Genomic DNA, 14754 nt, shown 5'->3' on the forward strand with positions numbered 1-14754 from the left:
ACCTGAGGACTTACTTCGGCGCGCCCAGAGCCAGGGCGCGTTCGCGCGAGGCCGCCAGTGCCGCCGCATCGGCCTGCTGCACCGGCCAGCCCGCCAGGTGCTGCTGTGCGATGTCGGCCAGCCCGGCGATCCATTCATGGCTGTCGTTGAGGCAGGGGATGTAGCCGAACTCCTTGCCGCCCGCGTGGAGAAAGGCCTCGCGCGCTTCCATGTTGATCTCTTCCAGTGTCTCCAGGCAGTCGCCGGTAAAGCCCGGGCAGACCAGGTCGACCCGCTTGACGCCGGCCTGCGCCATGGCCACCAGCGTGGGTTCGGTATAGGGCTGCAGCCATTTGGCCTTGCCGAAGCGCGACTGGAAGGTGACCTTGTACTGCGCGGGCTCCAGGCCCAGTTGCGCGGCCAGCAGGCGCGCGGTCTTGTGGCATTCGCAGTGGTAGGGGTCGCCCAGCGTGAGCGTGCGTTCGGGCACACCGTGAAAGCTCATGACCAGCTGTTCGGCGCGGCCCTGGGTGCGCCAGTGCTCGCGCACACGAGCGGCCAGCGCCTTGATGTAGCCCTCATGGTCGTGGTAATGGTTGACGAAGCGGAACTCCGGGATGCGGCGAATCCGTGCCGCCCAGGTGTAGACCGCGTCAAACACGCTGGCGGTGGTGGTGCCGCTGTACTGCGGGTAGGCCGGCAGGATGAGCACGCGCTCCACGCCGTCCGCCTTCAGCTGGTCCAGCTGCGAGGCGATGGACGGGTTGCCGTAGCGCATGGCGTAGCGCACTTCGACGGGATGGCCGCGCACCGCGAGGTAGCCGCGCAGCATGACGGCCTGCTTCTGCGTCCAGACCCGCAGCGGCGAGCCTTCTTTCATCCAGATGCTGGCATATTTGGCCGCCGACTTTTTGGGCCGGACGCGCAGGATGATGCCGTGCAGGATCAGCCACCACAGCGGCCTGGGGATTTCGACCACACGCGGGTCGCTCAAAAATTCGGCCAGGTAGCGGCGCAGCGCCGGCGCGGTGGCTTCATCAGGGGTTCCCAGGTTGCACAGCAGGACGGCGGTGGTGGACGAAGCGGCCGGGCCGACGGGCGGTGCGCCGTGGGAGAAGGGAGGCTCGGAAGCGAAGCGGGGGCGAAAAGACATGGGTTATTCTCCCTTATCCATTTGCCCTTGACCATGCATGCTTGACCTGACCACCATCAAAGCCATCACGCTAGACCTCGATGACACCTTGTGGCCTATCTGGCCGGCCATCGAAAGAGCCGAGAAAGCACTGGACGACTGGCTGAGCCGGCATGCGCCCATGACCGCGGCGCTGTTCTCCAACCCCGCCGCGCGGCACGAGATCCGCGAGCACGTCACGCGTTCGCGCCCCGAGCTCAAGTACAACCTGAGCGCCATACGCCGCGAGGCGATACGGCTGGCGCTGTACCGCTCGCGCGAAGATCCCTTGCTGGCCGAGCCCGCATTCGATGTCTTCTACGACGAGCGCAACAAGGTTACCCTGTTTGAGGACGCGGTGCTGGCGCTCGAGTTCCTGTCCGGCCGTTATCCGCTGGTGGCGGTGTCCAACGGCAACGCCGACGTCAAGCGCATCGGCATCGACAGCTATTTCAAGGCCAGCATCAGCGCCCAGCAGTTCGGCGTGGGCAAACCAGACCCGCGCATCTTTCACGCGGCCGCGGGCGCGGTGGAGGTGCTGCCGGCGGAGGTGCTGCACGTGGGCGACGATGCGACGCTGGACGTGCTGGGCGCGCTCAATTGCGGCATGCAGACGGTCTGGGTCAACCGCTCCGACCAGCTGTGGGCCCATCCGGCCGTGCCGCACGAGACTGTGACCACGCTGACGGAGTTGTGCGACCTGTTCCCGCGTTGACGCTGGCCGGCGCTCCATGGTTTTTCTCGAAGGGGCTTTCATGACGCTCAAGATTTACGGCACGGCAGCCTCGCGCGCGGCGCGCCCGCTGTGGCTGGTCCACGAAATGGGACTGGCCCACGAACACATCGCGCTGCCCTACGCGGGCGGCGCCACGCGCACGCCGGAATTTCTTGCCATCAACCCGAACGGCCGCATCCCCGTGGTGGACGACGAGGGTGTGCTGGTCTGGGAGTCCATGGCGTGCGTGCTCTACCTGGCTGACCGTTTCAAGACACCCGATGCGCCGCTGCTCGCCGCGCAAAACCATGCAGAGCAGGCCGAGATCCTGCGCTGGAGCTTCTGGGTGGTCACCGAGTGCGAGAAAGACGCGCTGGCGTTCCTGATGCACCGCATCATGATGCCGGCGGACCGTCGCAAGCCCCAGCTGGCTGACGACGCCGAGCGCCACCTGCTGACGCCGCTGCGCGTGCTCGACCAGCACCTGCAGTCGCGCCCTTACCTGGCCGGCGAGCGTTTCACCGCGGCCGACATCTGCGTGGCGTCCGTCCTGGCCTGGGTGCAGGGCGCGGCCGGCCTGATGGCGCAGTGCCCGCGCGTGGATGAGTGGCTGCAGCGCTGCCTGTCGCGGCCGGCTTACCGCACGGTGCGTTTGATGGCGAAGACCGCCTGAGTCTGGTGCACTGAGGCCATCTGCTTCAGTGAAGGTGCCGCGCGGCCTCCAGGCCTGAGCGCACCGCGCCTTCCAGCGTGGCGGGGTAGGGCCCGGCGATGTAGTCGCCGCAGGCATACAGGCCCGGTGCGACCTCGGCACCGGGGCGCTGCAGTCCGGGCGTGCAGGCAAAGGTGGCGCGTTTCTCGACAATCGTTTGCACCGCCTTCATCCCGCCCAGCCCCAGATGCCACAGTTGCGCTTTCGCCTGCGCCAGCACCTGCGCGGTCAGCGTGGCGCTGTCGCCGGTGCTGGCACTGATCACAAAAGCCAGCAGGCCGGCCGGGCCGCCCAACTGCCCGCGGTCAAACACGAATTGGGCCGGCTCCGCGGCATTGGAAGGCAGGGCCAGCATGGGCAGCGGCAGGCGCGCGCCCGAAGCGTAGGCATAGACGGTGGTCAGGGCCTCGTGCTGCAGGCCCTGCGCCTGTGCCAGCCAGTCCGCCGCGGCCACGCCGCTGCCTTCCACCAGCCGCGCGGCTTCCTGCGGCGGGCAGGCCAGCACCACGCAGTCGAAGGCCTCACTGGCATCGGTACTCACGACCCAGCCTGAACCCATGGGGGCGATGGCCTGCACGCGCGCGCCCAGCTGCGGCGCGCTGCCTTGCGCGGCCAGCCAGGCCAGCGCCGCGTCGGGCAGCAGGGTGCTGAGGTCGGTGCGCGGCAGCAGCAGGTTGGAGCCGCCGCTTTCCGAGAACAGCGCGTCGCGCATCACGCGCAGGAAGACCTGGCCGCTGGCGCGCTCGGCGGGCGTGTTGAGCGCCGAGACGCACAGCGGTTCGATCAGCGCGGCCATGGCGCCGGGCGCCAGGCCACGGCACAGGTCGGCCACCGACTGCGTGGGTTCGCACTGGAATTTTTTGAGTTGCCAGCCGATCGCGACCTTGAGCATGGAGAGCTTGTCGCCCACGGGCCAGTCACGCGCCATGATAATGCCGGCCAGCGCGTCAAGCGGAGCCGGGAGCTGCGGCAGCTTCAGGCCGCCGCCGTCGGGGAACTGCAAGGTTAGCGGCATCCGCAGCAGCGTGGCATCGGCGTCCACGCCCAGGTCCTTCATCAGGCGCAAGGTTTCGGCATAGGCGCCGATCAGGATATGCTGGCCGTTGTCGAGCACCACCGGCTCGCCCGCCACCGTTCCGCCCACCCGGCGCGCACGCCCGCCCGCGATGCGGGTGGTTTCAAACAGCGTGGCCTGGTAGCCCAGGCGTGTGGCTTCCACGGCGGCGGCGCAGCCGGCCCAGCCTGCGCCTACGACGGCGACTCTCATAGCTATACCACTCGTCCGAAAGCCTGGGTTTTCCAGGCCAGCCAAAATTTTCGCAAAGGAGTCAGGCTGACCCGCTGGTGCAGCACCTGGTAGCCGTCGGCGGCGATTTCACGCAGCAGCGTGCGGTAGATGCTGGCCATCATGAGGCCGGGTTTTTGCGCGCGACGGTCGGCTTCGGGCAGCATGGCCAGCGCCTCGTCGTAGAGCGCGAGGGCGCGCCCGGTCTGGAATTTCATCAACGCGCTGAAGCGGTCCGAGTACTGGCGCTTGAGGATCTCGTGCGCTTTCACGTCGAACTGCTGCAGTTCGTTGACGGGCAGGTAGATGCGCCCGCGCATCGCGTCCTCGCCCACATCGCGGATGATGTTGGTGAGCTGGAAAGCCAGGCCCAGCTTGTGGGCGTAGGCCGTGGTGGCTTCGTCGGTCTGGCCGAAAATGCGCGCGGCCACTTCACCCACGATGCCGGCCACCAGGTGGCAATACTGCTTGAGGCCGGGGAAGTCGAGGTAGCGGTTTTGCTCCAGGTCCATCTGGCAGCCGTCGATCACGGCCTGCAGGTGGCGCGCCTCGATGCGGTAGGTGGCGGCCAGCGGCATCAGCGCTTTCATCACCGGGTGCGTCGGCTCGCCGGCATAGGACTTGAGGACTTCGGTTTGCCACCAGGCCAGCTTGGTGCGGGCCACGCCGGGATCGGTGACCTCGTCGACCACGTCGTCGATCTCGCGGCAGAACGCGTAGAAGGCCGTGATGGCGGCGCGCCGCTCTTTGGGTAAAAACAGGAAGGCGTAATAAAAACTGCTGCCGGATGCGGCGGCTTTTTGCTGGACATACTGCTCAGGCGTCATGCGGCAATTGTCACATGGGATCCTTCCCATGCACTCTGCAAGCTGTATTCAAATCATGAGGAGGCCGCAGCCGTGCGGCGGGCGATGTGTCGCTTCAAGGCATATGCACCGATGGTCAGCACCAGCCACAGGATCAGCACATCGCCAAACTGCCGAACCAGCCAGAACGGAGAGAGCCACTGGCCCATGAGGGGGATGAGGAAGGGCTTCAATCGCGGGGTCCAGAAGCCTGGGCTGGACATGCAAGGGGATGTGAAAGGGTCAAAGGTACCGGGGACGCAGCCCATGGTTTGCAGTATTTCGCGTGCCACGTGGCTGCCCAGGAATGGTGTGCCGAAAGCAATGCAAAACGCTATGAGCCCCGTCAGCAGTGCCCAGAAACCGCCCCGCAGAAAAAGGTGAAAGACCTGGCCGCGGGATATCGCGGCGGGCGTCAGGGCGCGCCGCAGGGCTGCGGCTTTGCCGGGATGCTTGCCGGCCCAGCGGGCCAGCCCGATGGCGGCAGCCCAGGCGAGGATGAGCCCCCAGAAACCGTCAAGCAGCATGAACGGGTAGTCCGTGATGCTTTGGGCGGAAAGAAAAGGTGCAATTCTCAATGCCAGGGCATTCCAGGGAAACCGGCAACCGCTGACCTGGGCATCGGTATGGGGCCGGCAATTGAGGACGGCCATGATGGTTTCCGAGATGACACCGCCGAAGAAGGCGAAGCCGATGCAAAACACGAGCAAACCCCAGGCCAGCGCTCGAAAGATTTTTGGGGGCTGCACGGCGGCTTCCAGCACAGAGGGCTACATGAACAAGGTGCGCCAGCCCATCAACACGAGGTCCCAGGGATTGAGCCTGGGGCGCCGCTGCAGGGTGTTGAAGCCCTGTGCTTCTACCTTGTCCAGGATGCGCAGGCCGCCTTGCACCACCAGGCGCAGTTCCCAGCCGCCGCGCCCGGGTATCTTTTTGGCCAGGGGGGCGCCCCTGAGCATCATTGCGCGAGCGGCGCGCACGTGCTCGGCGATCAGCCCTGTGGTGGAGGGGCTGGCCTGCAGCGCCAGCAGTTGCGCTTCATCGACGCCGTGGCGGGCCCAGGCGCTGGCAGGCAGGTATATGCGGCCGCGCGGGATGTCGACGCCGAGGTCCTGCCAGAAATTGATCAGTTGCAGGGCGGTGCAGATCTCATCGCTCATTTGCAAGGAAGCCGCGTCCTGCAGGCCGTAGAGGTGCAGCAGCAGCCGGCCCACGGGGTTGGCCGAGCGCTTGCAGTAATCCAGCAGCTCCGCCTCGTCGGCATAACGCTGCTTGACCGCGTCCTGCTCAAAAGCGCTGAGCAGGTCGGCCAGCAGCTTGACGGGGAGCTCAAACCCGGCCAACTGGGGTTTCAGCTGTTCGAAGACTGTGGCCCAGCGCGGCGAGGCGGGCAGGCCTGCCGCGGTCGCCATCAGGTCGGCGCGGTAGGCGGCGAGGTCGGCGAGGCGGGCCTCTGGCGTTGCGTCGCCCTCGTCGGCGATGTCGTCGGCCGTGCGGGCGAACCAGTAGATCGCCGCGATCGGCGGGCGCAGGCGTGGCGGGCACAGCAGCGAGGCGACGGGGAAGTTTTCGTAGTGCGACACCCCCTGGAGGGGAACGGGGGCGCTGGGCTGTTGGAGGCCTGAAGTCATGCGGGCGATTGTCGCTTGACAAGCCCTGGCATTTACCCTAGATTACTAACCGGTCAGTCAGTAGTGGGTTTTCCAGGCTTTTCTTGACTGCCCAGCCGTCCGAGTTTTCACAACAATCCGACCATGAACAAAACCGTTTTCTCCCTGGTGGGCGCCGCCGTGTTGCTGGCAGCCTGCTCCAAGTCTGCCCCACCTGAGGAACCGGTTCGCGCCGTGAAGGTGGTCACCGTGGGGATCAACGCGTTTTCGTCCAGCCATGAATATGCGGGCGAAGTCAAAGCCCAGGTCGAGTCCAGGCTGGGCTTTCGGGTCGGCGGCAAGATCATCAAGCGCCAGGCTGAACTGGGCCAGCGTGTGAAGGCCGGGCAGGTGCTGGCCCAGCTGGACCCGCAGGACTTCAGGCTGGCTGCCGATTCGGCCCGCGCCCAGGTTGCCGCGGCAGCCACCAACCGCGACCTCGCGGCTGCCGACTTCAAGCGCTACAAGGAACTCAAGGAACAGAACTTCATCAGCGGCGCCGAACTGGAGCGGCGTGAAACCACGCTCAAAGCGGCGCAGGCCCAGCTCGAGCAGGCGCAGTCGCAGTTCGCGGTGCAGGGCAACCAGGCCAATTACGCGGCGCTGGTCGCCGACGTGTCGGGTGTGGTGACCGCCATTGAAGCCGAACCGGGCCAGGTGGTGACGGCCGGCGCCCCAGTGGTGCGCATCGCGGCGGACGGTGTGCGCGACGTGGTGTTCTCGGTGCCCGAAGACAAAGTGGCCGGGATCAAGGCCGGCTCGGCCGTCAAGATACGCGTCTGGTCGCAAAACACCGAGCTGGACGGCAAGGTCCGCGAAGTGGCCGCCAGCAGCGATCCGGTCACGCGCACCTACACCGTCAAGGTCTCGGTCGATGCCAAGGAACCGCCGCCTCTGGGCGCCACGGTCTATGTGGTACCTGAATCGGGTGGTGCCGTGGGCGCGCCGGTGATCAAGCTGCCGACCACGGCGCTGCGCCAGGAGGGCAAGGCCACAGCCGTATGGGTGGTCGACAAGGCCACCATGACGGTCAAGCCGCAAATCATCCAGGTCGCGACGGCCGACGGCAACGAGGTGGTCGTGGGGTCGGGACTGCAGCCCGGCATGCTGGTGGTAAGCGCCGGCGTGCATGTGCTCTCGCCGGGCCAGAAGGTCACCCTCTACCAGCCCAGCGTAGCCCTGGCCGGCGCCACGCCGGCGCAGGCGGCCGGAGTGACCCCCGTCTCCGCGGGCTCCGCCCCGGCGCCCGCATCCGCTGCCTCCGGCGCGAAGTGAGGCGGCCATGACGCAAGCCCACCAAGACGGCAACAGTCCTGCCGGCGAACTCGCTTCGCCCTCGACCCGCTTCAATCTTTCCAAATGGGCGCTGGACCATCCGGCGCTGACGCGTTACCTGCTGCTGGTGCTGATGATCCTGGGCTTCGCGTCCTACTTCCAGCTCGGGCAGGACGAGGATCCGCCGTTTACATTCCGCGCCATGGTGGTGCGGACCTACTGGCCGGGCGCCACGGCGCAGCAGGTGGCCGAGCAGGTCACCGACAAGCTGGAGCGCACGCTGCAGGAAGTGCCGTATTCCGATCGCATCCGCAGCTATTCCAAGCCCGGCGAGTCGCAGATCATTTTCCAGATCAAGGACTCCTCCAAACCGGCTGAAGTCGCCAACGTCTGGTATTCGGTGCGCAAGAAGATCGGCGACATGCGCGGCACCTTGCCGGGCGGTATCCAGGGGCCGTTCTTCAACGATGATTTCGGCGACGTCTACGGCGTGATTTACGCGCTCGAATCCGACGGCTTCAATTACGCCGAGCTCAAGACCTTCGCCGACGACGTGCGCCAGCAACTGCTGCGCGTGCCCGACGTGAGCAAGGTGGAACTTTTCGGCGTACAGGACGAAAAAGTCTTCATCGAGATTTCGCAAAAGCGACTGGCGCAATTGGGGCTGGACCTGAACCAGGTGCTGGCCCAGCTTGGCCAGCAGAACGCCATTGAATCGGCCGGCGCGGTGCAGACGCCGCTGGACGTGGTGCAGGTGCGCGTGGCGGGCCAGTTCGAGGTGATAGAGCAACTGCGCGCCATGCCGATCCGCGGCAGCTCGGGCGGCCAGCTGCAGCTGGGTGACATCGCCGAGATCAAGCGCGGCTATGTGGACCCGCCTTCCGTGAAGGTGCACCACCAGGGCAAGGAAGTGATTGCTTTGGGTGTCTCCATGGGCAAGGGCGGCGACATCATTGCGCTGGGCAAGTCGCTCACGGCGCTGTCGGGCCGTATCGAAAAGACTTTGCCGGCCGGCATCAAGCTCGTGAACGTGCAGAACCAGCCCAAGGCGGTGGCCACCTCGGTCAACGAATTCGTGCGCGTGCTGATTGAGGCCGTGGTGATCGTGCTGGCGGTGAGCTTCATCAGCCTGGGTTTTCACAAGCGCCCGACCAATGGGGGCGGCACGTTGCCGCTGTGGAGGCGCTATTACATCGACATGCGGCCCGGCCTGGTGGTGGGTATTACCATCCCGCTGGTGCTGAGCCTGACTTTCCTGGCCATGTGGTACTACGGCATAGGGCTGCACAAGATTTCGCTAGGCTCGCTGATCATCGCGCTGGGCCTGCTGGTGGACGACGCCATCATTGCCGTCGAGATGATGGTGCGCAAGATGGAAGAGGGCTACGACAAAGTGCGCGCCGCCACCTTCGCCTATGAGATCACCGCCATGCCCATGCTGACGGGCACGCTGATCACCGCCGCGGGTTTTCTGCCCATTGGCTTGGCCAAATCCACGACTGGTGAATACACTTTTGCGATTTTCGCGGTGACGGTGATCGCGCTGGTGCTGAGCTGGATTGTCTCGGTGTACTTTGTTCCCTACCTGGGCACGCTGTTGCTCAAGGTGCCGCCGCATGTACAGGAAGTGGCCGCCGGCAAGGACAGCCCGCACGAAATGTTCGACAGCCCGTTCTACAGCAACTTTCGCAAGACGGTGGACTGGTGTGTGGAGCACCGCTGGCTCACCGTAGGCGCCACCGTGCTGATCTTCGTGCTGGGCATTGTGGGCATGGGCAAGGTGCAGCAGCAGTTTTTCCCCGACTCCAGCCGGCCTGAAATCATGGTCGATATCTGGTTTCCCGAAGGCACTTCTTTTGCCGCCAATGAAGCCACCGCGAGACGCGTGGAACAGCGCCTGATGAAGGAAGAAGGTGTCACCACGGTCAGCACCTGGATAGGTTCGGGCGTGCCGCGTTTTTACTTGCCGTTGGACCAGGTCTTTCCGCAGACCAACGTCTCGCAGATGATTGTGCTGCCCAAGGACCTGAAGGTGCGTGAATCGCTGCGCATCAAGCTGCCGGCCTTGCTGGCCACCGAATTCCCCGAGGTGCGCGGCCGCGTCAAGCTGCTGCCCAACGGCCCGCCCGTGCCTTACCCGGTGCAGTTCCGTGTGGTGGGCATAGACCCGCTGGTGCTGCGCGAGCGTGCCGACGAGGTCAAGGCGGTGATGCGCGAAAGCAGCAACACGCGCGGCGTGAACGACAACTGGAATGAGTCGGTCAAGGTGCTGCGCCTTGAGGTGGACCAGGCCAAGGCGCGCGCGATGGGCGTGACCAGCCAGTCAATCGCCCAGGCCTCGCGCACCATCCTGGCGGGCACGCAGGTGGGCCAGTTCCGCGAAGGCGATAAGCTGATCGACATCGTGCTGCGCCAGCCCCTGGACGAGCGCAACGCGATAACCGACATCGGCAATGCTTACCTGCCCACGGCGTCGGGCAAGTCGATTCCGCTCACGCAGATCGCCAAGCCGGTGTTCACGTGGGAGCCGGGCGTGATGTGGCGTGAAAACCGCGACTATGCCATCACGGTGCAGAGCGACATCGTCGAAGGCCTGCAGGGCGCCACCGTCACGCAGGAACTGATGCCCAAGCTCAAGGCCCTCGAAGCCAAATGGCTGGACAAGGGGTTAACGGGCTATCGCATCCAGGTGGCCGGCGCGGTGGAGGAAAGCTCAAAGGGTTCGTCTTCGATTGTTGCCGGCTTGCCGATCGCGGGCTTCCTGATTCTTACCTTGCTGATGCTTCAGTTGCAGAGCTTCAGCCGGACCATGCTGGTCTTTGTGACCGGCCCGCTGGGTATTGCAGGCGTGGCCGCCGCGCTGTTGCTGCTAGGACGGCCTTTTGGTTTCGTCGCCCTGCTGGGCGTGATCGCGCTGATGGGCATGATCCAGCGCAACTCCGTGATCCTGATCGACCAGATCGAGCAGGACCGCGCCCGCGGCGTACCGGCCTGGGACGCGATCGTCGAGTCGGCCGTGCGCCGGTTGCGGCCCATCGTGCTGACGGCCGCCGCCGCCGTGCTGGCCATGATCCCGTTGTCGCGCAGCGTGTTCTGGGGGCCTATGGCTGTTGCCATCATGGGCGGCCTGATTGTGGCGACGGTGCTGACTTTGCTGGCTTTGCCAGCGATGTATGCAGCCTGGTTCCGTGTCAAACGGGAAGACAGGCTGGAAGTTCAGCCGCACACGGGCGAAAAGCCACTACCGGCCTGATTCTCTCTTGCGTCGGCCCCGGAGGCAAAAACCGGGCCCGATAACGGCTAAAATAGAGAGTTGACCGATTTCAAGCGGGGATTCGGAGGTTTTTCGGATTCCCGTTTTTATTTCCGGCGCGCGGGTGGCGAAATTGGTAGACGCACCAGGTTTAGGTCCTGACGCCAGCAATGGTGTGGGGGTTCGAGTCCCCCCCCGCGCACCACCCTGAGGCTTGCTGGCGGCAGTTTTTGCGTCCATGCGCTCAGGCGTTGCGGAAAACCCGCAACATGCCAGGTGAAAACCTGTTTTGACTATTTTTTGATCTTAGGAAGACCATCATGGCCGTGACTGTTGAAACCCTTGAAAAGCTCGAGCGCAAGATGACGCTCACGCTGCCCGTCAACACCATCCAGTCGGAAGTTGACACCCGCCTGAAGCGCCTGGCCCGCACGGTCAAGATGGACGGCTTCCGTCCCGGCAAGGTCCCCATGAACGTCGTGGCCCAGCGCTACGGCTACTCGGTGCACTACGAAGTCATGAACGACAAGGTAGGTGAAGCTTTCGCCGTGGCCGCCAACGAAGCCAAGCTGCGTGTTGCCGGTCAGCCCCGCATCAGCGAAAAAGAGGGCGCCCCTGAAGGCGAACTCGCATTCGACGCGGTGTTCGAGGTCTATCCCGAAGTCAAGATCGCCGACCTGTCGAACGCCCAGGTGGAAAAAGTCAGTGCCGAAGTCAGCGACGCGGCCATCGACAAGACCCTGGACATCCTGCGCAAGCAGCGCCGTACCTTCGCCCAGCGCGCAGCCGATGCGCCCGCGCAGGACGGCGACCGCGCCACCATCGACTTTGAAGGCAAGATCGACGGCGAACCCTTTGCCGGCGGCAAGGCCGAGGACTACCAGTTCCTGATCGGCGACGGCCAGATGCTCAAGGAATTCGAAGACGCCGTGCGCGGCATGAAGACCGGCGAAAGCAAGACCTTCCCGCTGAACTTCCCGGCCGACTACCACGGCAAGGACGTGGCCGGCAAACAGGCCGACTTCCTCGTGACGGTCAAGAAGCTCGAAGCCGCCCACCTGCCCGAAGTCAACGAAGCACTGGCCAAGTCGCTGGGTATTGCCGACGCGACGGTCGAAGGCCTGCGCGCCGACATCAAGAAAAACCTCGAGCGCGAAGTCAAGTTCCGCCTGCTGGCCCGCAACAAGAATGCCGTGATGGACGCGCTGGTCGCCAATGCCGAACTCGACCTGCCCAAGTCCAGCGTGCAGGCTGAACTGGACCGTATGATCGAAGGTGCCCGCGCCGACCTGAAGCAGCGCGGCATCAAGGACGCCGACAAGGCGCCGATTCCCGAAGAAATCTTCCGCCCGCAAGCCGAAAAGCGCGTGCGCCTGGGCCTGGTGGTGGCCGAACTGGTGCGCGGTAACGACCTGCAGGCCAAGCCCGAGCAGCTCAAGGCGCACATCGAAGAGCTGGCCGCCAGCTACGAGAAACCGCAGGATGTGGTGCGCTGGTACCTGAGCGACAACCGCCGCATGGCTGAAGTCGAGGCCGTTGTGATCGAAAACAACGTCACCGACTTCGTGCTGGGCAAGGCCAAGGTTACCGAAAAAGCCATTTCCTTCGACGACCTGATGGGCCAGAACTGATTCTTCACGGCCTTTCTTGACCTTGGGGCTTGCGCTTTGCGGCGCAGGCCCCAATTTCATTGGGCTACGGTTTGGCGGCCTGCGAGCCGGCTGTCAGCCCCCGCCGAAATTCCCTGAGGGAGTTTTTGGGTACAGTACAAACATCTCTGGAGAAAACATGATGGTCCGAAACAGTATTTACGGCGGCGCCTATACCGGCCCGCAAGCCGGCGCCCAGGATGCGCAAGGCCTGGGCATGGTGCCCATGGTCATCGAGCAGTCCGGCCGCGGCGAGCGCTCCTACGACATTTACTCGCGCCTGCTGAAAGAGCGCGTGATCTTCCTGGTGGGACCGGTCAACGACCAGACCGCCAACCTGGTGGTGGCCCAGCTGCTGTTCCTGGAAAGCGAAAACCCGGACAAGGACATCTCTTTCTACATCAACTCCCCGGGCGGTTCCGTGACGGCGGGCATGGCGATTTACGACACCATGCAGTTCATCAAGCCCGACGTTTCCACGCTCTGCGTGGGCATGGCGGCCAGCATGGGCGCTTTCCTGCTGTCGGCCGGCACCAAAGGCAAGCGTTTCTCGCTGCCGAACTCGCGCGTGATGATTCACCAGCCTTCGGGTGGCGCGCAAGGCCAGGCCACCGACATCGAAATCCACGCCCGCGACATCCTCAAGACGCGCGACCAGCTCAACCGGATCATGGCGGCCAACTGCGGCCAGCCGGTTGAAAAGATCGAACGCGATACTGAACGGGATTACTTCATGTTCGCGGACGAGGCCAAGGAATACGGCCTGGTCGACCAGGTCATCGCCAAGCGACCCTGAGCGTCCAGGGTGGTAAGGCCGGCCAAAACGGCTCAAAACCCCCTCAAGTTGCTCTGCAACAACGGCGTTTTCTGTAACAGAAACGCCGTTTTTTTATTGGTTATCATTAGGTAACACTTCCCCCCCCAGGCACCTTAAAGGCATCCCCACCAATGGCCGAGAAAAAAGGCTCCTCCAGCGAAAAGACTTTGCACTGCTCTTTTTGCGGTAAAAGTCAGCACGAAGTCAAAAAACTGATCGCTGGCCCCTCGGTATTCATCTGCGACGAATGCATCGATCTCTGCAACGAGATCATTCGCGACGAACTTCCCGCCGGCGAAGATGTCCGCGAAACCCGTACCGATTTGCCCACGCCCCTGGAAATCAAGGGAACGCTGGACGGCTATGTGATCGGCCAGGAACCGGCCAAGCGCACGCTGGCCGTGGCGGTGTACAACCACTACAAACGCCTGCGCCACAAGGAAAAAGCCAAAAAAGACGACGTGGAGCTGACCAAGAGCAACATCTTGCTGATCGGCCCCACCGGCTCGGGCAAAACCCTGCTGGCCCAGACTCTGGCGCGCACCCTCAACGTGCCTTTCGTGATGGCCGATGCCACCACGCTGACCGAAGCCGGCTATGTGGGCGAGGACGTCGAAAACATCATCCAGAAGCTGCTGCAAAGCTGCAACTACGAAGTCGAGCGCGCCCAGCAGGGCATCGTCTACATCGATGAAATCGACAAAATTTCGCGTAAGTCCGACAACCCCTCCATCACGCGTGACGTGTCGGGCGAGGGCGTGCAGCAGGCGCTGCTCAAGCTGATCGAAGGCACCATGGCTTCGGTGCCGCCGCAGGGCGGCCGCAAGCACCCGAACCAGGATTTCCTGCAGGTGGATACGACCAATATCCTGTTCATCTGCGGCGGCGCCTTCGCCGGCCTGGAAAAAGTCATCGAAAACCGCACCGAAGCCTCGGGCATGGGTTTTGGGGCCACCGTCAAAAGCAAAAAGTCCCGCACCTTGACGGACGCCTTCAAGGAAGTCGAGCCGGAAGACCTGATCAAGTTCGGCCTGATCCCCGAACTGGTGGGCCGCATGCCCGTGGTCGCCACGCTGGCCGAACTCAGCGAAGACGCACTGGTGCAGATTTTGACCGAGCCGAAAAATGCCGTGGTCAAGCAGTTCAGCAAGCTGCTGGCCATGGAAGGCGTCGATCTCGAGATTCGCCCCTCAGCGCTCAAGGCCATCGCACGCAAGGCATTGGCCCGCAAGACGGGCGCGCGCGGCCTGCGCTCCATCCTGGAGCAGTCGCTGATCGACACCATGTTTGACCTGCCGAATGCCAGCAATGTCGACAAGGTTGTCGTGGACGAGTCCACAATTGAAGAAAGCAAGGCCCCCTTGCTGGTTTACCGCGAAGCGGCCAAAAAAGCCTGAGCATCAC

At 64.1% G+C, this 14754-nt stretch carries 12 protein-coding genes and 1 tRNA gene; 8 read left to right on the forward strand and 5 right to left on the reverse strand.

Translation table 11 applies throughout. The annotated features are described in order from the left end of the window. Positions 1–10 precede the first annotated feature (10 nt). Positions 11–1132: a ferrochelatase gene (gene hemH / locus ACSQ27_RS02995; RefSeq protein WP_436154002.1), complete on the reverse strand. Its 1122-nt coding sequence runs from the start codon at positions 1130–1132 to the stop codon at positions 11–13. A gap of 37 nt (positions 1133–1169) precedes the next feature. Here hemH and ACSQ27_RS03000 point away from each other — a divergent pair, with 37 nt between their 5' ends. Both ACSQ27_RS03000 and ACSQ27_RS03005 read left to right on the forward strand, forming a co-directional pair. After that, entirely contained in the window at positions 1170–1865 is a 696-nt protein-coding gene (locus tag ACSQ27_RS03000) for an HAD family hydrolase (RefSeq protein ID WP_436154003.1), read from the forward strand. A 40-nt stretch (positions 1866–1905) separates the two neighbouring features. Then, positions 1906–2538 carry a glutathione S-transferase family protein gene (locus tag ACSQ27_RS03005; RefSeq protein ID WP_436154004.1) on the forward strand — a complete coding sequence of 211 codons (633 nt, stop codon included), beginning with the start codon at positions 1906–1908 and terminating at the stop codon, positions 2536–2538. 25 nt (positions 2539–2563) lie between these two features. On the opposite strand, the gene hpnE is transcribed toward ACSQ27_RS03005, so the two are convergent. The 4 genes from hpnE to hpnC are packed head-to-tail and all read right to left on the reverse strand — an operon-like array spanning position 2564 to position 6338. Further along, on the reverse strand, positions 2564–3844 hold the full coding sequence (hpnE, locus tag ACSQ27_RS03010; RefSeq protein ID WP_436154005.1) for a hydroxysqualene dehydroxylase HpnE: 1281 nt from the start codon (positions 3842–3844) through the stop codon (positions 2564–2566). Positions 3845–3846: 2 nt separating this feature from the next. Continuing rightward, positions 3847–4689, reverse strand: coding sequence for a presqualene diphosphate synthase HpnD (gene hpnD / locus ACSQ27_RS03015; protein ID WP_436154006.1), 843 nt, complete (start codon positions 4687–4689; stop codon positions 3847–3849). 53 nt (positions 4690–4742) lie between these two features. Continuing rightward, entirely contained in the window at positions 4743–5471 is a 729-nt protein-coding gene (locus ACSQ27_RS03020) for a hypothetical protein (protein WP_436154007.1), read from the reverse strand. 6 nt (positions 5472–5477) lie between these two features. Then, entirely contained in the window at positions 5478–6338 is an 861-nt protein-coding gene (hpnC, locus tag ACSQ27_RS03025; RefSeq protein ID WP_436154008.1) for a squalene synthase HpnC, read from the reverse strand. Between the two features lie 123 nt (positions 6339–6461). On the opposite strand from hpnC, the gene ACSQ27_RS03030 reads away from it, so the two are divergent. The 6 genes from ACSQ27_RS03030 to clpX all read left to right on the forward strand — a co-directional run bounded on the left by ACSQ27_RS03030 (position 6462) and on the right by clpX (position 14747). After that, positions 6462–7631, forward strand: coding sequence for an efflux RND transporter periplasmic adaptor subunit (locus ACSQ27_RS03030; RefSeq protein WP_436154009.1), 1170 nt, complete (start codon positions 6462–6464; stop codon positions 7629–7631). A 7-nt stretch (positions 7632–7638) separates the two neighbouring features. After that, positions 7639–10884 carry an efflux RND transporter permease subunit gene (locus ACSQ27_RS03035; protein WP_436154010.1) on the forward strand — a complete coding sequence of 1082 codons (3246 nt, stop codon included), beginning with the start codon at positions 7639–7641 and terminating at the stop codon, positions 10882–10884. A 118-nt stretch (positions 10885–11002) separates the two neighbouring features. After that, a tRNA-Leu gene (locus ACSQ27_RS03040) sits at positions 11003–11089 on the forward strand. 115 nt (positions 11090–11204) lie between these two features. Further along, positions 11205–12515 (forward strand): trigger factor, encoded by a 1311-nt coding sequence (tig, locus tag ACSQ27_RS03045; protein WP_436154011.1) that lies wholly within the window; start codon positions 11205–11207, stop codon positions 12513–12515. A gap of 157 nt (positions 12516–12672) precedes the next feature. Beyond that, positions 12673–13329 (forward strand): ATP-dependent Clp endopeptidase proteolytic subunit ClpP, encoded by a 657-nt coding sequence (gene clpP / locus ACSQ27_RS03050; RefSeq protein ID WP_305790672.1) that lies wholly within the window; start codon positions 12673–12675, stop codon positions 13327–13329. 152 nt (positions 13330–13481) lie between these two features. Beyond that, positions 13482–14747 (forward strand): ATP-dependent Clp protease ATP-binding subunit ClpX, encoded by a 1266-nt coding sequence (gene clpX, locus ACSQ27_RS03055; RefSeq protein WP_436154012.1) that lies wholly within the window; start codon positions 13482–13484, stop codon positions 14745–14747. The last annotated feature ends 7 nt before the right edge of the window (positions 14748–14754 follow it).

It is taken from the genome of Polaromonas sp. LjRoot131, assembly GCF_964252805.1.
In the GTDB taxonomy this organism is placed as follows: domain Bacteria; phylum Pseudomonadota; class Gammaproteobacteria; order Burkholderiales; family Burkholderiaceae_C; genus Polaromonas.